Annotated in this window: 16 protein-coding genes; 13 read left to right on the top strand and 3 right to left on the bottom strand. The window is 65.8% G+C overall.

Translation table 11 applies throughout. From position 1 onward, the window contains the following. The first annotated feature begins 68 nt into the window (after positions 1-68). From ACV959_RS00215 to ACV959_RS00170, 10 genes are all read left to right on the top strand, one after another. Complete coding sequence (locus tag ACV959_RS00215) at positions 69-1,841, top strand: acetolactate synthase 3 large subunit (RefSeq protein ID WP_475737927.1); 1,773 nt, start codon at positions 69-71, stop codon at positions 1,839-1,841. 92 nt (positions 1,842-1,933) lie between these two features. Further along, positions 1,934-2,485 (top strand): acetolactate synthase small subunit, encoded by a 552-nt coding sequence (gene ilvN, locus ACV959_RS00210; protein ID WP_475739716.1) that lies wholly within the window; start codon positions 1,934-1,936, stop codon positions 2,483-2,485. 159 nt (positions 2,486-2,644) lie between these two features. Continuing rightward, complete coding sequence (locus ACV959_RS00205) at positions 2,645-4,156, top strand: outer membrane protein (RefSeq protein ID WP_475737925.1); 1,512 nt, start codon at positions 2,645-2,647, stop codon at positions 4,154-4,156. Between the two features lie 162 nt (positions 4,157-4,318). Next, positions 4,319-5,338: a ketol-acid reductoisomerase gene (gene ilvC, locus ACV959_RS00200; protein WP_475737924.1), complete on the top strand. Its 1,020-nt coding sequence runs from the start codon at positions 4,319-4,321 to the stop codon at positions 5,336-5,338. Between the two features lie 69 nt (positions 5,339-5,407). Beyond that, a complete protein-coding gene (locus ACV959_RS00195) occupies positions 5,408-6,289 on the top strand; it encodes a nuclear transport factor 2 family protein (RefSeq protein ID WP_475737923.1) in 882 nt (293 codons plus the stop codon). A gap of 273 nt (positions 6,290-6,562) precedes the next feature. Next, on the top strand, positions 6,563-7,444 hold the full coding sequence (locus tag ACV959_RS00190) for a nuclear transport factor 2 family protein (protein ID WP_475739714.1): 882 nt from the start codon (positions 6,563-6,565) through the stop codon (positions 7,442-7,444). A 9-nt stretch (positions 7,445-7,453) separates the two neighbouring features. Further along, positions 7,454-8,365 carry a PhzF family phenazine biosynthesis protein gene (locus ACV959_RS00185; RefSeq protein ID WP_475737922.1) on the top strand — a complete coding sequence of 304 codons (912 nt, stop codon included), beginning with the start codon at positions 7,454-7,456 and terminating at the stop codon, positions 8,363-8,365. Continuing rightward, positions 8,362-9,087 carry an NUDIX hydrolase gene (locus tag ACV959_RS00180; RefSeq protein WP_475737921.1) on the top strand — a complete coding sequence of 242 codons (726 nt, stop codon included), beginning with the start codon at positions 8,362-8,364 and terminating at the stop codon, positions 9,085-9,087. The genes ACV959_RS00185 and ACV959_RS00180 overlap by 4 nt, the downstream gene beginning before the upstream one ends. 32 nt (positions 9,088-9,119) lie before the next feature. Then, a complete protein-coding gene (gene aroB, locus ACV959_RS00175; RefSeq protein WP_475737920.1) occupies positions 9,120-10,931 on the top strand; it encodes a 3-dehydroquinate synthase in 1,812 nt (603 codons plus the stop codon). Positions 10,932-10,936: 5 nt separating this feature from the next. After that, a complete protein-coding gene (locus tag ACV959_RS00170) occupies positions 10,937-12,238 on the top strand; it encodes an HlyC/CorC family transporter (protein ID WP_475737919.1) in 1,302 nt (433 codons plus the stop codon). A gap of 18 nt (positions 12,239-12,256) precedes the next feature. Here ACV959_RS00170 and ACV959_RS00165 read toward each other — a convergent pair whose 3' ends face one another. From ACV959_RS00165 to ACV959_RS00155, 3 genes are all read right to left on the bottom strand, one after another. After that, entirely contained in the window at positions 12,257-13,645 is a 1,389-nt protein-coding gene (locus tag ACV959_RS00165; RefSeq protein ID WP_475737918.1) for an HWE histidine kinase domain-containing protein, read from the bottom strand. 169 nt (positions 13,646-13,814) lie between these two features. Beyond that, complete coding sequence (locus ACV959_RS00160) at positions 13,815-14,369, bottom strand: sigma-70 family RNA polymerase sigma factor (RefSeq protein ID WP_475737917.1); 555 nt, start codon at positions 14,367-14,369, stop codon at positions 13,815-13,817. After that, positions 14,366-14,569 carry a NepR family anti-sigma factor gene (locus ACV959_RS00155; RefSeq protein WP_475737916.1) on the bottom strand — a complete coding sequence of 68 codons (204 nt, stop codon included), beginning with the start codon at positions 14,567-14,569 and terminating at the stop codon, positions 14,366-14,368. The genes ACV959_RS00160 and ACV959_RS00155 overlap by 4 nt, the downstream gene beginning before the upstream one ends. A gap of 222 nt (positions 14,570-14,791) precedes the next feature. Here ACV959_RS00155 and ACV959_RS00150 point away from each other — a divergent pair, with 222 nt between their 5' ends. The 3 genes from ACV959_RS00150 (at position 14,792) to ACV959_RS00140 (ending at position 16,892) form a co-directional block, all read left to right on the top strand. Continuing rightward, positions 14,792-15,580, top strand: coding sequence for a response regulator (locus ACV959_RS00150; RefSeq protein ID WP_475737915.1), 789 nt, complete (start codon positions 14,792-14,794; stop codon positions 15,578-15,580). A gap of 151 nt (positions 15,581-15,731) precedes the next feature. After that, the gene (locus ACV959_RS00145; RefSeq protein WP_475737914.1) at positions 15,732-16,520 is read left to right on the top strand and encodes a hypothetical protein; all 789 of its coding nucleotides are present in this window, start codon (positions 15,732-15,734) and stop codon (positions 16,518-16,520) included. A 159-nt stretch (positions 16,521-16,679) separates the two neighbouring features. Beyond that, on the top strand, positions 16,680-16,892 hold the full coding sequence (locus ACV959_RS00140; protein ID WP_475737913.1) for a hypothetical protein: 213 nt from the start codon (positions 16,680-16,682) through the stop codon (positions 16,890-16,892). Positions 16,893-16,961: the final 69 nt, after the last annotated feature.

Below are 16,961 nucleotides of genomic sequence, written 5' to 3'. Positions count from 1 at the left end.
CCGAGTGGGCCTTTTTTGTTGCCCGCAGCGGGCCTTGAACCCGCCAAAGACCTAGAACGGAAATGACCATGTCCAAGGAAATGACAGGCGCGGAAATGGTGGTCGAGGCTCTGAAGGATCAGGGCGTCGAAATACTCTTCGGCTATCCCGGCGGCGCGGTCCTTCCGATCTACGACGTTCTATTCCATCAGGAAAAGGTGCGGCATATTCTCGTGCGCCACGAGCAGGGCGCGGCGCACGCCGCCGAGGGCTATGCGCGCTCGTCGGGCAAGGTGGGCGTGCTGCTCGTCACCTCCGGCCCCGGCGCCACGAACACCATCACCGGCCTCACCGACGCGCTGATGGATTCGATTCCGCTCGTCTGCATCACCGGGCAGGTGCCGACCCATCTCATCGGCTCCGACGCCTTTCAGGAATGCGACACGGTCGGCATCACGCGCCACTGCACGAAGCATAACTACCTCGTGAAGAACATCGCGGATCTGCCGCGCGTGCTGCACGAGGCGTTTTATGTCGCCTCCTCGGGCCGTCCGGGTCCGGTCGTGATCGACATTCCCAAGGACGTGCAATTCGCGCGCGGAACCTACACGCCGCCGCGCGGCGCGCAGCACAAGACCTATCAGCCGCGCCTTGACGCCGACATGGACTCGATCCGCGAGGCGGTGAAGATGATGGCCGCCGCCAAGCGGCCGATCTTCTATACGGGCGGCGGCGTCATCAATTCCGGCCCCTCGGCCTCGACGCTGCTGCGCGAACTCGTGAGCCTCACGGGTTTCCCCATCACGTCCACCTTGATGGGCCTCGGCGCCTATCCGGGCTCGGGCCAGAACTGGCTCGGCATGCTCGGCATGCATGGCACCTACGAGGCCAACAACGCCATGCACGACTGCGACCTGATGATCGCCGTCGGCGCGCGCTTCGACGACCGCATCACCGGCCGCCTCGACGCCTTCTCGCCGGGCTCGAAAAAGATCCATATCGACATCGACCGCTCCTCGATCAACAAGAACGTGAAGGTCGATCTCGCCATCGTCGGCGATTGCGCGCATGTGCTCGAAGCCATGGTGCGCACCTGGCGCGCCGAGGCGATGCACGCCGACAAGCAGCCGCTCGACCATTGGTGGGCGAAGATCGACGAATGGCGCGCAAAGAAATCGCTCGCTTTCCGCAACTCGGACGCGACGATCAAGCCGCAATACGCCGTGCAGCGTCTCTACGCGCTCACGAAGGATCGCGACGTCTATGTCACGACCGAAGTCGGCCAGCATCAGATGTGGGCCGCGCAGCATTATCATTTCGACGAGCCCAACCGCTGGATGACCTCGGGCGGCCTCGGCACGATGGGCTATGGCCTGCCTGCGGCGATCGGCGCGCAGCTCGCCCATCCCAATTCGCTCGTGATCGACATTGCCGGCGAAGCCTCGATCCTGATGAACATTCAGGAGATGTCGACGGCGATCCAGTATCGTCTGCCGGTGAAGATCTTCATCCTCAACAACGAATATATGGGCATGGTGCGCCAGTGGCAGGAATTGCTGCACGGCGGGCGCTATTCGCACAGCTACTCCGAGGCGCTGCCCGACTTCGTGAAGCTCGCGGAGGCTTTCGGCGCGAAGGGCGTTCGCTGCTCGGACCCCAAGCTCCTCGACGCGGCCATTCAGGAGATGCTCGACTACGACGGGCCGGTGATCTTCGACTGCGTCGTGGACAAGGTCGAGAACTGCTTCCCGATGATCCCCTCGGGCAAGGCGCACAACGACATGCTGCTCGCGGATCTTTCCGACGACGCGGGCGTCGACATTGGCGCGATCATCGACGAAAAGGGCAAGATGCTGGTTTGAGCGAACCGCGCTTCGCCGTCCCGTAATTTGCGCCGTCATTGCGAGCCGAGGGCGAAGCAATGACGGCCGCCGTTGAACAGGCCGACACACTCATGAACGCTCCCGCTACGCCGCCCTCTCCCTATTCCGCCTCGACCGGCAGCTCCAGAGTCGAAACGCACACGCTGTCGGTTCTCGTCGACAACGAGCCGGGCGTTCTCGCGCGCGTCGTCGGTCTCTTCTCCGGGCGCGGGTACAACATCGAGAGTCTGACGGTCGCCGAGGTGGCGCACGCCGAACACCGTTCGCGCATCACCATCGTGACCTCCGGCGCGCCGGAGACGATCGAACAGATTCATCACCAGCTCGAGCGCATCGTGCCGGTGCGGCAGGTGACGGATCTCACGCTCACGAAACGCTCGCTCGAGCGCGAACTCGCTATGGTCAAGGTCCGCGGGCGCGGCGACAATCGCAATGACGCGCTGCAACTCGCCGAGGCTTTCCGCGCGCGAATCGTCGATGCGACGACCGAGAGCTTCATCTTCGAACTCACGGGCAAACCCGAAAAAATCGACGAATTCGTCGACCTCATGCGCCCCATCGGCCTCGTCGAGGTCTCGCGCACCGGCGTCGCGGCCATTTCGCGCGGACCGGATCCGATCTGACCTTTCGTCAATCGGGCGGATTCGTTGCGCATTTGACACAGGCGCGAGAAATGCGCCAAGCGTGGCGGGCCGTGCGTTGACGCTGTGCGATCCTTCATCATTCTGGACGAACGATTGTCGCCTGTAGGCCGTCGGTCAGGCCCGGCAAGGAGCGTCCGGATGTTGAAGAAAATCGTCTTTTCCTGCGCTCTCGCGCCGGCGCTCGCCCTTTCCGCGCAGGCCGCCGATCTCCCGTCCCGCAAGGCCCCGCCGCCCCCCGCTCCGCCGCCGGCTCCCGTTTTCGCCTGGACCGGTTTCCACGTCGGTTACAATTCGGGCTATGGCGGCGCCGTCTACGACGCCAATGTCGCTCTCGCCAGCCCGCTCTTCGCCGGAACCGCCGCCCGCACCTTCGATCAGGGCGGCGGCTGGTTCGTCGGCGGCCAGATCGGTTATGATTATCAGTTCGCGAACGGCTTCGTGCTCGGTCTCGAGACCGACATGCAGTGGAGCGACATCAAATCGTCGCATCAGGCGACGACCACCGCCTCCAATCCGTTCCTCTTCACCTACGCCGATACGCGCCAGAGCCTCGAATGGTTCGGCACGACGCGCGGGCGTCTGGGCTACGCTTTCGGCCGCGTCTTGCCTTATGTGACGGGCGGCGTCGCCTATGGCGAGGTTTCCGCCGTCGGCCTGCAGGCGCTGGCGGCGGGGCTGATCTCCTCGGGCTACGCCAGTTCGACCAATGTCGGCTGGGCCGCCGGCGCCGGCCTCGACCTCGCGCTCACCAGCCGGCTCTCGGCGCGGGCGGAATATCTTTATTTGCAGCTTCCAGGCGTCTCCGCGCCCGCCGTGGGCGTCGCGCCGCCGCCCCTGCCGCCGCTGGCCGGCTCCTTCGCCACGGGCCTGATGCAGGCGCATCTCGTACGCGGCGGCATGAATTACCGCTTCGGCGGCCTCGGCGACCTCCTGCCCTCCGGGGGCGGGCTCATGGCCATGTTTTTCCAGCCGCCGGACCTCGACTGGACCGGGTTCTACGTCGGCGCCAATGGCGGTTACGCCGGCGGGACCGTGGGCGGCGTCACCGCCTTCGCACAGCCCGGCCTCGCCTTCTCGACCTATGTGTCGAACCGCATCGCCGGCGCGGTCGCGGGCGGCCAGGCGGGCTACAACCGCCAGCTCGGAAACCAGATCGTCCTGGGCCTCGAAACCGACGCGCAATGGAGCGGCGTGAAAGCCTGGCATCAGGCGACGACCGTCGGCGGCCCGGGCGGCTTCGTCTTCACCGACACGCCGAATGGCATGAGCTGGTTCGGAACGACGCGCGCGCGCCTCGGTTATGCCCATGGCTCGTCGCTGACCTATGCGACGGGGGGCGTCGCCTATGGCGAAATCACGACGAACGGAACGCAGTTCGCCGGCGCGCTTTTCTCCGGTTCGGGCGCCCGGACGGAGGCCGGCTGGACGGTCGGCGGCGGCTCGGAATACGCCCTCACCAGAAATCTTTCGTTCAAGGCCGAATATCTTTTCGTGAGCCTGAGCGGCGTGAACGGACCGGCCGTCGGCCTCGGAGCCGCGCCCTTCGCCGGCTCCTTCTCGACGGGGCGTTTCGCGGCGAACGTCACCCGTTTCGGCCTCAACTGGCGTTTCGCAGAGGCGCCGCCCGCGCCGGTCGTCGCGAAATACTGAGTTTTTCCTGTCGATTGCGCAATAAAGGCCGCCGCGCGACGGCGGCCTTTGACCTTCACGGCCGCCCCGCGTAAAAGGGCGCGCGAAATTGCGAAATTCATGACGTCACGCCGGCGGTCCCGTCATCCGCCACTCGCCAGACACTCAGGGGAACGACAGGAAATGCGCGTTTATTACGACCGCGACGCCGACATCAATCTGATCAAGGGCAAGAAGGTCGCCATCATCGGCTATGGCAGCCAGGGCTTCGCTCACGCCCTCAATCTCAAGGAAAGCGGCGTTCCGGACGTCGCGGTCGCCCTGCGTCCCGGCTCCGCCTCCGCCGCCAAGGCGGAAGCGGCGGGCCTCAAGGTCATGACGGTGCCGGAGGCCGCCAAATGGGCCGACGTCGTCATGATGCTGACGCCCGACGAGCTGCAGGGGGAGATCTACGCCAATGAGCTGGCCCCGAATCTGAAGCAGGGCGCCGCGCTTCTCTTCGCGCACGGCCTCAACATCCACTTCAACCTCATCGAGCCGCGCAAGGATCTCGACGTGATGATGGTCGCCCCCAAGGGCCCCGGCCACACGGTGCGCGGCGAATATCTCAAGGGCGGCGGCGTGCCCTGCCTCGTCGCGGTCCATCAGGACGCCTCGGGCAACGCCAAGGACATTGCGCTCTCCTATGCGTCCGCCATCGGCGGCGGCAAGGCCGGCATCATCGAGACGACCTTCCGCGAGGAATGCGAGACCGATCTCTTCGGCGAGCAGGTCGTGCTCTGCGGCGGCCTCGTCGAGCTGATCCGCAATGGCTTCGAGACGCTGGTCGAGGCGGGCTACGCCCCCGAGATGGCCTATTTCGAGTGCCTCCACGAGGTGAAGCTCATCGTCGACCTCATCTATGAGGGCGGCATCGCCAACATGAACTATTCGGTGTCGAACACCGCCGAATATGGCGAATATGTCACCGGCCCGCGGATCGTCACGCCTGAGACCAAGGCCGAGATGAAGCGCGTTCTGGAGGACATCCAGTCCGGCAAATTCACCCGCGACTGGATGCTCGAGAACAAGGTCAACCAGACCTCCTTCAAGGCGATTCGCGCGCGCAACGCCGCGCATCCGATCGAAGAGGTCGGCGCCCGGCTTCGCGCCATGATGCCCTGGATCGGCAAGAACAAGCTCGTCGACAAAGAGCGGAACTGAACATTGCCGCGGCGCGCGACCGGCCAAAGGCCGCGCGCCGCCGGTTTCCATCGGGAGGGATGGCGGGATATGCCGGGCGATGGGAACCGCGCAGTTTTGCTCAGCGCGCCTGAAACCCGGTTCATCGTCGCCGAAATGCTCGAATGCCGGATGCGCCGGCAATACGACCGCTTTGCGGGATTTATCGATCCAGGCGTCGTTCTTCACTGCCATTCCTGGCGGGAGGGAATCATCGGCCCGCGCGTCTGGACCGGCGCGGCGGCGGTGCGCGACCTCTTTCGCCGCACGGATGAAAACTATTTTCCCCAGGACTATGAAATCCTCGACGTCGTCGTGGACGGAGAGCGCGCCGTCGTGCGATGGCGCGCGGACTGGCGCGGGCTCTCGAATGGGCGCGTCTACACCAACGACGCGGCGCATTTTCTGCGCTGGAGCAACGGCCGCGTCGTGGAGATGCACGAATTCTTCGATGCGCATTGCCCGGCGCCGCCGGGATGCGCCTGCCCGCCGAACTTCGAACGTCTGCTGACGCCGCGCCCGCCGGGCCTTTCCCGCCAAGAGATGGAGCGGCGCGCGCGCAGTCTGGTGTCCTTCGAGGACGAAGGACCCGATCTCGACCTCGTCCGCCAATGGTGCGCGCCCGACGTGGTCTGCGAGTTCATCGGCGATCGACAGCGCGTTCCTTACGCAGGCCGCCACAAGGGCGTCGAGGCGATGCTGGGCGTCATTCGCGCGATTCGGGTCGATTTCGAACAGAAGCTCTTCGCCGTTTCCGGGGTGCTGGTCGAGGACGCCCGGGTCGCGGGACGCCGTCAGGTCGCCTGGCGTCACCGCGGCACGGGCCGGAGCGGCATGTCCGAACTGGCTGATTTCGTGCGCTTTGAGGATGGCCGGATCGTAGAGCTGATCGAGTTCCGCGACACGGTCACGCTTTGGCGCGCGCAGGATTAGAGCGCTCTATGCCTTTGAAATATTAACGTTCTCGCGCCGCGAGAGCGCCCGGCGTGTTCCGGCGGTTCCCTGCGGCGGCAAGCGTCAGTCTTCGCTTTCACGAGAGGATGTCCGCGTATCTTTACGGAGGGCGAAACAAGTCTGTCGACACGCGGGGCGCTTGGCGCATAATGTCGATCGATAAGAAGGATGTTCTGGGCGACGATCCGGAACGCGCCGCTGGCGTCGAAAGCTGGACGGCTGGGGGATCGCCTCTCGCGGGGCGAGCGAGAGATGTACGGACCGGGCGGGCGGGCGAACGAGGCTGCCGATAAAGAAGCGCGTCGGCGCGTTCACGAACTCGTTGCGACGCGGATGTCCGGAAACATTCCGGCCATCCTCAAGTTCTTCGTCGAAGACGTCGAACTGAGTTATAATTGTTCAAGATTGCGCGTCTTTCCTTCCGGCCAGTGGCGCGGCCAGGACGCGCTGCGCGAAAACCTGCGGCGCACGGACATCGACTATCAGCCGCTCGACGCAGAGGTGAAGGACGTTCTGGTGGAGGGCGACCGCACCGCAGTCCGCTGGACCAGCGAATGGCGCCATCGCGGCACGGGTCGGCTCTATCGCATGGACATGGCGCATTTCCTTCGCTGGCGAAACGGCCGTATCGCCGAGATGACCGAATTTCTGGACCATCATGCGATCTCGCGCGCGCCGGACCCTCTGCGGGAGAGCGTCGAAGAATTGATCGACCCGCCCGGACCGGGCCTGAGCCGCGAGGAAATTGCGCGCCGGGTCATGGAGTTGGGGAATTTTTCGCAATGCGGGCCGAACATCGAAACCTTTCGCCGCCTGTGCGCGCCGGGCGTGGTTTGCGAATTCGTCGGCGACCGCGGAACGATCTTCTACGCCGGCCGTCACCGGGGCCTTGATGCGCTTATCAATATCGTTCGGGCGATTGGCGTCGACTTCGAGCAGGTCGGCAGCGCCACGCCGGACATGGTGATCGACGGGGGGCGCGTCGCCGCCCGCCGCACGGTTGAGTGGCGCCATCGCGGCACGGGGCGCCGGGGCCTCGTCGAACTCGTGGATTTCGTCCGTTTCGAAAGCGGGCTGATCGTCGAACTCGTCGAGTTCCGCGACAGCGTCGCGCTTCTGCAGATGCAGGTCTGAACCGCTTCCGTGACGTGCAGCCTCGTCTATCACCTCCTCGACGTCTTCACCGACCGTCGCTTCGCCGGCAATCCGCTCGCCGTGGTCGAAGCGGCGGACCGGCTGACCCCCGTGCAGATGCAGGCGATCGCGCGCGAGTTCAACCTCAGCGAGACGGTCTTTCTGTTGGAGCCGCGCGACCCGGCGCACAGCGCCCGCGCGCGCATTTTCACCCCCGCGCGGGAGCTGCCTTTCGCGGGCCACCCGACAATCGGCGCCGCCGCGCTGCTTGCGGAAATCCGGGCGGGCGACGTCCTGGCGCGCAACGGCGTCGTGGTGGCGCTCGAAGAAGAAATCGGGACGCTGCGCTGCGAGGCGCTGCGGGGACGAAACGGCGTCGCTTACGCCGAACTGGCGTTGCCGGTCCTCCCTGTCCGCGTCGCGGGAGCGCCGAAGGCGGCGGCCCTGGCGGAGGCGCTGTCGCTCGCGCCCAGCGACATCGGCTTCGGTGCGCATCAGCCCGCGCTTTGCGCCGCAGGTCCGCTCTTCCTGTTTGCGCCGGTTCGGTCGCGCGCCGCGCTCGAGCGCGCCCGCCGCGCCCCTGGCGCCTTCGCCGCGGCGCTCGGCGCCGCCGTAGGCGTCTTCCTCTACACGGCCGAGACGATCGCGCCCGCGAGCGCCGTTCACGCCCGCATGTTCGCTCACGGGCTGGGCTTTGACGAAGATCCGGCGACCGGCGCCGCGGCGGCGGCCTTCGCGGCGGTCGCGCTCGAGTTCGAGCGGCCGGACGACGGCGCGCACGAATTCTTCATCGAACAGGGTTACGCGATGGGGCGTCCGTCCCGCATCACCCTGCGGATGTCGGTCGAACAGGGCGCGCTCGCCGGGGTCGCGGTCGGCGGCCAGGTTGTGCGCGTCGCCGAAGGAAGGTTGTTTCTTTGAGCATCGAACCGCGCATCGTCGACGTCGACCGGCTCGATTGCCGCCTCGTCGACCATCGCTGGCGATTCGCCGAGGCAAGGGCGTCCGAGATCGACCGCCACTGGGCCGCGCGCTGCGCGCAGAACCCCGCGCTTTACGACGGCCCCGTTCTGCTTGCCTGCCGCGCCGAGGTCGTCGCGCGGGACGGCGGGCGCGTCCTCGAGCTCGACGCTTTCGAGACCCGCTTCTCGCGCTTCCTGAGCTGGCGCGACTTCGGCTGGCCGGACGAAACCGTCTATAATTGTTTCGCCATGCCGGCCGTGCGGGCGATGGACGGCGCTTATCTCGTGGGCGAGATGGGGCCGGGACATTCCGCCGCCGGCCAGCGCTATTTTCCCGCCGGCACGCCGGATCCTTCCGACGTCGTCGCGGGCGGGGCGGTCGATCTCGACGGCAGCCTCGTGCGCGAACTCGGCGAGGAGACGGGCCTTCCCGCGCAAGAAGGGCTGGCCGCGCCGGGTTGGACCGTCATCTTCGACCGCCAGCGCGTCGCCTGCATCCGGCGGATCGACTGGCCCGCCCCGGCCGAGGAGATTCGCGCGCGGGTGCGCCGGTTTCTCGCCGCCGAGGCGAATCCGGAGCTCTGCGACGTCCACATGATGCCCCCGGGCGCGCCGGACGATCCGCGCCTGCCGGCCTTCATGGCGGCCTTCCTGTCGCGCGCCGCGGTCGACGGGGGCTGAAATCCGCGCGTCGCCAGTATAGATTGCCCGCCATGACTCGGATGCAAACCCTTGGCGCGACGCCGGCGCCGACGCCCGGCGGCGGCGACGAACGCATCGCAGCGATCCGCGAGGGGCTCGGCGGCCGCGCCCTCGTATTCGTCGGCATGATGGGCTCTGGCAAGAGCGCAATCGGCCAGCGCCTAGCCGCCCGCATCGGCCTTCCCTTCGTCGACGCCGACGCGGAGATCGTCGCCGCGGCGGCCGGCATGACCATTCCGGAAATTTTCGCCAAATATGGCGAGCGCTATTTCCGCGACGGCGAACGCCGCGTCATCATGCGGCTCCTCAACGGCGGGCAGATCGTGCTGGCCACGGGCGGCGGCGCATTCATGGACCCGCGCACGCGCGAGCGGATCGGCGAACGCGCCGTCTCCATCTGGCTCGACGCGGATCTGAAGACGCTGATGAAGCGCGTCCGCCGCAAGAACGACCGGCCGTTGCTGCACACCGACGACCCCGAGGAAACGCTGCGCCAGCTCCTCGAGAAGCGCCGGCCCGTCTATGAGCTCGCCGACGTGCGCGTCGAATCGCGCGACGAGCCGCAGGACGTGATGGTCGAAGATACGCTCGACGCGCTCTGCGCCGAGCTGCCGCGCATCGCCACCCGCCGCGCCGCGCAGAAGAAGGATTTCGCCAAGGCCATGACCCATTTGCATCTGGAGCGCGCGCAGACCGATCAGGGCGCGACCCATCGCGAGACCGTGCATGTCGCGCTCGGCGGGCGCTCCTACGACATTCTCATCGGCGCCAATCTTCTCGAGGAGGCGGGCGAGCATATTTCGAAAGTCGCGCCCGGCGCGGCCTGCGCCATTGTCACGGATGAGAATGTCGCGCGGCTGCATCTGCCGACGCTGGAAGAGAGCCTGAAAAAGGCCGGCGTTCGCTCCACGACCATCGTCGTGGCGCCGGGCGAGACGTCGAAGTCGCTGGCGACCTTCGGGCGCGTCTGCGACGAGGTTCTTGCGGCGCGGATCGAGCGGCGCGACCTCATCGTCGCCTTCGGCGGCGGCGTCGTGGGCGACCTCGCGGGTTATGTCGCGGCGAGCGTGCGGCGCGGCTCGCGCTTCGTGCAGATCCCGACGACGCTTCTGTCGCAGGTCGACTCGTCGGTGGGCGGCAAGACAGGGATCAACTCCGCCTATGGCAAGAACCTCATCGGCGCCTTCCATCAGCCGTCGCTGGTGCTCGCTGACGTCGACGTGCTGCGCACGCTGCCGCTGCGCGAATTCCGTGCGGGCTACGCCGAGGTCGTGAAATATGGCCTCATCGGCGACAAGCGTTTCTTCGAATGGCTGGAGGCGGACGCGGAGGCGGTGTTCCACAGCCGCGCGGAGCAAATTTGCGCCGTCGCGGTGAGTTGCGAAACCAAGGCGACGATCGTCGCGCGCGACGAGACCGAACAGGGCGATCGCGCATTGCTCAATCTCGGCCACACCTTCGGCCACGCCTTCGAATTGCTGACGCGCTATGACAGCGAGCGCCTCGTTCATGGCGAGGGCGTCGCCATCGGCATGGCTTGCGCCGCGCGCTTTTCCAACCGGCTCGGCCTGTGCGCGAAAGAGGACGCCGAGCGGGTCGCGCGTCATCTCGCGAGCGTCGGCCTGCCCACCGAAATCCGTCAAATCCCCGGCTGGAGAGATGACGCGCGGGCGATCCTCAACGCCATGTATCAGGACAAGAAGGTCGAAGGCGGCGCGCTGACCTTCATTCTCATGCGCGGCGTCGGCGAAGCCTTCATCGCCAAATCGGTCGAGCCGGCGGAAGTTCTGGCCTTTCTCAATGACGAACTGGCGCGGGCGTAACCAGCATGCACGGACTCCCATCCGGCGGCGGGGCGTCTTTCGACTGGACCGACGTTCTGGTCGTGATCGCTTGCGTCTTTCTCTCGGCCTTCTTCTCGGGCTCGGAGACGGCGCTCACGGCGGCGTCCCACGCGCGGATGCATACGCTGGAAAAGGAGGGCGACAAGCGCGCCGGCGCCGTCAATCGCCTGCTGCGCCAGCGCAACCGCATGATCGCCGCGCTGCTGCTTGGCAACACGCTCGTCAATATCGGCGGCTCCGCTTTCACGACGAGCGTTCTCACCGTCATCGCGGGCGACAAGGGCGCGATCTACGCGACGATCCTGATGACTGTCCTTTTGCTGGTCTTCGCCGAGGTGTTGCCGAAAACGCTGGCGATCAATCATCCCGATGCGATGTCGCTTCATGTGGCGAAATTCATCACGCCCTTCGTATCGATCTTTGGACCCTTGCTCGCGGCGGTGGAATGGATCGTGCGCTCCGTCCTGCGGCTCGCGGGCGTCGAGCTTGGCCATGGCCGCACGGTCTTGTCGCCTTATGAGGAGCTCAAGGGCGCGGTCGACATACTGCACGAGGAGGGCAATGTCGAACGCGCCGCGCGCGACATGTTCGGCGGCGTCCTCGATCTTCAGGTCCTGCATGTCGCCGACGTGATGATCCACCGCACAAAGATGCGCACGATCAACGCCGACCTGCCGCCGGTGCAGATCGTGCGCGAGGTGCTTTCGTCCCCCTTTACCCGCCTGCCTCTCTGGCGCGAGCGGCCGGACAATTTCGTGGGGGTGCTGCATTCGAAAGATTTGTTGCGCGCGCTGGACGCCGCGGGCGGCGACGCCTCGAAGATCGATATCGACGACGTGATGTTCGCGCCCTGGTTCGTGCCGGAAGCGACGACGCTCGAAGATCAGCTAGAAGCCTTTCTCAAGCGCAAAACGCATTTCGCGCTCGTCGTCGACGAATACGGCGAGGTGATGGGCCTCGTCACTCTGGAGGACATTCTCGAGGAGATCGTCGGCGACATTCGCGACGAGCACGATCTCGCCGTGCAGGGCGTGCGCCCGCAGCCGGACGGCTCGGTGCTCGTGGACGGAACCGTGCCGGTTCGCGACCTCAACCGCGTCATGGGGTGGAGCCTGCCGGACGACGAAGCCACGACGATCGCCGGCCTCGTCATTCACGAAGCCGGCGCGATTCCCGAGGCCGGGCAGGTATTCACCTTCCACGGCTTCCGTTTCGAGGTGATGCGCAAGATCAGAAATCGCGTGACGGCGCTGCGCGTGACCCCGCAGGAAAGCGTCGCCGCCTGATCTTTTGCGCGAGCGCGCTCAAATTTCCGCCCTGATCGTCGCGCGCACGCCGACCGGTTCGAAGGAAATGTCGATCTCGCCGCAAAACTGGCGCGCCAGCACGGATTTCATCAGATACTGGCCGACGCCCGTCCGCTGCGGGTTTTCGACGGGCGGCCCTCCGGACTCCTTCCAGTTCACCTGAAGACAGCGTCCCTCGCTGTCGGTGACCCGCCACTCGACCGAAACCGCGCCTTCGTCCGTCGACAATGCGCCGTGATGGGCCGCGTTGGAGAAGAGTTCGTGCAGCGCCATTCCCAGCGCCAGCGCGACCTCCGACCGCAAGTCCACGTCGTCGCCGCACATCGATATTCTGTCGCGCATGTCGGCGCAGTCGCAGGCGAGCGCCGCCGCCGCCAGCTCCTTCATGGGCGTCTGCGCCCAGGACTTTTTGACGATCAGCGTCGAGAGGCGGCTGAGACACTGGATGCGCTCGGAAAAACCGGTGCGGAAACAGGCGAAGTCGGTCGCCGTGCGCGCGGTTATGTTGGCCACGCCCTGGATCATCGCGAGCGAATTGTTCACGCGATGGTGAAGTTCGAGATTCATGTGCCGGCGGTGCTCCTCCGCCGACTTGATTTCGTCGATGTCCGTGACGGCGACGATGGCCGCGATGATCTCGTCCTGTTCGTTGCGGACCGGCGCCCCGACGATGCTGATCCATCCCCAGGTTCCGTCGGCGCGCTGGTGACGGCATTCCAGCGCCGGACGCTCCTCGCCCGAGAGCGCGCGGACGAGCGGATATTCGCTCGACTGAACGGGCTCGCCATTCTCGTGCACGGCGGTCCAATGGCCGCCGAGACAGGCGGTCTCGGAATAGACGAGCGGACCGCGGCGGATCGCTTCGAGCGCCCTGTTGCCTTCGAGAATGCGTCCGCTTGGCGCTTCCGCCACGAGGACGCCGACGGGAAGGGCGTCGATGATGGCGCGCAGCTGATTGTTGAAGCCGCGCGGCCTGTCGTTGCCGCCTCGGATCAGCTCCTCATTGAGCCGCGTCAGCATCGAGCGCTTGCGCCGCAGGCGATGGTCGAACGCCTCGAGCGCTGCCGCGATGCGGTCGACGTCCGCGACGCCGGTCGCGCGCCATGCGGGAGCCTCTCCCGCTCCGAGACGCTGCGTCAGCGCCACGAGCTTACGCGTCGCCGCGATCGTCTTGCGGCGCCCGGCCTCCAGCCAGGCGATGGCGGCGAGCGTTCCCGCGAGCGCGATCGCCAGAGCGATGGAAATCGGGTCCAGTGCCTGGGGACCGACTCCGCATCCCGCCAGAGGCGTCGGCGCGGCCCCTGCCGCGGCGCCAGCGGCGGCGGAAAGGAGAAGCCCCTGCGAGACCGGTCCGACAAGAATTCGCGCAAGGCTTTTTCCTGGCACCTGAATTACCCCGCCACGCCGTTGTCTCCGAACAAACGCCCCTTTCCGCCCTGCGGGGGCGGCCGAGCGGGCCCAAGCCGGGGCCGATTTTGCAACCAGCAAGGTCTTCGCCATGTTCCATGGAAAACGGGCCGGCGCGCGAATTTTCGTGAACAAATTCCGAACGCTTTCAGAGCGCTTTCGCGCTCTTGCGCGCGGCGAGGCCGGTGACCGTCGGGTCGTAGCCGATTTCATGCGCGCCATTGAGGCCGAGATGTTCCGCGAGCTTCGCGCGCGCGCGGTTCAGACGGCTCTTCACCGTGCCGACGGCGATGTTGCAGGCCTGCGCCGCCTCCTCGTAGGAGAGTTCCGCGATGCCGATCATCAACAAGATTTCGCGGTGCTCGGGCGCGAGCTGGTTCAACGCCTTCTGCACGTCCCGCATCGTCACGTTCGATTCCTGCCCCCCCTTCACGGGAATCTGCTCGGCGACGAGATGGTCGCTGTCCTGAACCTCGCGCTGACGCTTGCGATATTGCGAGAAATAGGTGTTGCGCAGGATGGTGACGAGCCAGGCGCGAAAATTCGTTCCCGGCTGGAAACTGTCGGCGTGCGACCAGGCCTTCACGAGCGTGTCCTGGACGAGATCGTCCGCGACGCTATATGAGCCGGACAGCGAAATGGCGAAGGCGCGCAAATGGGGTATCTGCGCCACCATCAGCTCTCCGAACGACGCGTCGGTCATTTCTTCTCGCGCTGTTTGGCTTCGAGCTGGGCGAGCAGCACGACGAATTTGTCGGGAATTGGCTGGTGGATCAGGTCGTCGCAAAAAGAGCGCAGGACGCGGCCCAATTGTTCCTGGATGTGCGGCTCCAGAAGCGCCGACTCCGCGCCGTCCTCCTCGTCGGCGAGGCGGGGCGGCTCGCCGACTCCCGCAGATCGCATCGACTTTCCTTCCTCGCGTTCGTTCCCCTGGTTCATCAACCGCCCCGAAAACCCTGGTTCATCCTCGTCGAGCGCCGCAACGGGCTCGCCTCGGCTTCGGGGGCCCGTTTATGCAACTCCGCCGAACCGCGATCGTTCCAGGCGCGAGGGAGTGGATTTCTATCCCGTCGCAACGTAGGACTCAACGCCGGCAACAATTTTCGAAGGACATAGGGCGTGGCAATGAACATCTCCCGCGAGATCGCTCCGCATCTCCCCTATCTGCGCCGTTTCGCGCGCGCTTTGTGCGGATCGCAGAAGAGCGGAGACGCCTATGTCGTCGCCACGCTCGAGGCGCTGGTCGCCGATCTCGACGCTTTCCCGCAGAACATGTCGCCCAAGGTCGGCCTCTACCATCTGTTCATGGTCTGCTGGTCGTCCATCTCGCTCAACGTCGACGAAACGCCAGACGACGAATCGTCTCCGGGCCAGCGCAACGTCAGCCTGCTGACGCCGCGTTCGCGGCAGGCGTTCCTGCTACGAACCGTCGAGGCCTTCTCGACGAAGGAGGTCGCCGACATCCTGTCGCTTTCCGCGCCGGAGGTCGAGGATCTGATCGCCGAAGCGGGCCGCGAGATTGCAGGGCGCGTGGCGACGGACGTGCTCATCATCGAGGATGAAGCCCTGATCGCGCAGGATATCGAATTCATCGCGGGCGATCTCGGGCATCGGGTGATCGGCGTCGCGCGCACCCACAAGGAAGCCGTCGAACTCGCCAGGGAGAAGCGGCCGGGGCTGATTCTCGCCGACATCCAGCTCGCCGACGGCAGCTCGGGCCTCAATGCGGTCAACGAACTGCTTCAGGAGTTCGACTGCCCCGTTATTTTCATCACGGCGTTCCCGGAGCGGCTGCTGACGGGCGAGCGTCCCGAGCCGGCTTTCCTCATCAGCAAACCCTACAAGGTGGACACGGTGAAGGCCACGATCAGCCAGGCGCTGTTCTTCGAGCGCAAGGCGTCGCGCGTGGCGTGAGGGTTCGCGGCGCCGGAGGAGCGAAGGGCGAAGGGCCGTATCGATCTCCGACCCGCTCTTGCCGACGCGTTTTAAAGCCGCATAATTCTCGTGCGACTCGCTGAATCGCGCCCGGCGGCGGGGCGTCCGCGCGTCGCGAGGAAAGGGCGTCATGTCGTCGGAGCCTGAAAATTTGCTTGGCCAGGTCACCTCCCATTACGCGGCGGCGCGCGGGCTGCTGTCGAGGATCTCCGCCTTCGTCGGCAAGGCGACGTTCAGGATCCCCAAAGGCGCATCGCCCGGGGAGACGATCGACGAACTCGGCAAGCGCATGTCGCTCGACGAAGAGGAGCGTCTGACGCTGCACATTCTCGTGCGGACGAAGCCGGGCGCGGCTTTCTTCGACGAGAAGATCCAGAACATGAATCGCGCCGCCTATCACCGCTCGGCCTTCGTGCTGAACGCGGCGACGCAGCTTCTCTTCGTCGATCTCGCCGCGCAGCTCTACATTTCCCTGCCGCAGCTGAAACTGGCGCTGGTCGGCGCCAATCTGCTGCTGGCGCTCGTCGCGCATTCGGAGTTGCGGTCGCTTCTCAGGGCGCTGATCGCCGGGCCCAACGCGCTTCCGCCGAAGCGGCGCTTCTTCGGCATGTTTCCAAATCCGGAATATAATCGGGCGGTGAAAAAAAACTCGCGCCACTACGCGCGCAGCGCCTGGAAGGAAAAGTCGCTCTATCGCCCCGCCTATTTCCTCAACGCCGCCGCGATTTTTCTCGGCGGCCAATTCGTCGTTCCGCTCGAGCGTCTGATCTTTCCCTTCGGTTTCATCATCGGGAAAATCACCGGCTTGTTCACGACGCTCGTGATGGCCTTCGACATCTGGCGCGGCGTGCGTTCGGGCGAAGACGCCCGCATCGCGCGCGAACGCGAAATCGCCGTCTATCGCGACCTCGATATTTGACATAGCGGTCGGCCGGCGCGCCGCCATTGTCCTGCGCCACTGGCGAAATTTCGCCGACGAACGGCGGATGGCTGCGCGGGAGCCCGCGCCTTTTCCTGCTACGAGGATCCGGTTTGAATTCGTCGGCGCTAGAACGCCGGGAGAAAGGGAGCCGCCGCCATGCAGAATGTGTCGAAGAGACGCGCGCCGCAGAAATCCGACGAACGCAGCCAGGGACCTCTCTGGTTCGCCATCGCAGGGCTGCTGATCGTCATGTTCAGCCGCAGCATGCAGGATGAAATGATCGGCGACGTCGTCGCCTGGGTCGGCGCGGCCTTCACATTCATCGGCCTCTTCTACTGGTTCGTCCGCCCCGACCACGGAATGCGCTGACGCTCGAAATGGCGGCGGGGCTGTCGCAAGGCGACGATTTACGGCCGCTCCTTCGCGGGGCGGCGCTGG

This window comes from Methylocystis sp. Se48 (genome assembly GCF_056269425.1).
The sequence above is the reverse complement of the archived record's forward strand: the minus strand, read 5'-3'. Positions and strand labels throughout refer to the sequence as shown.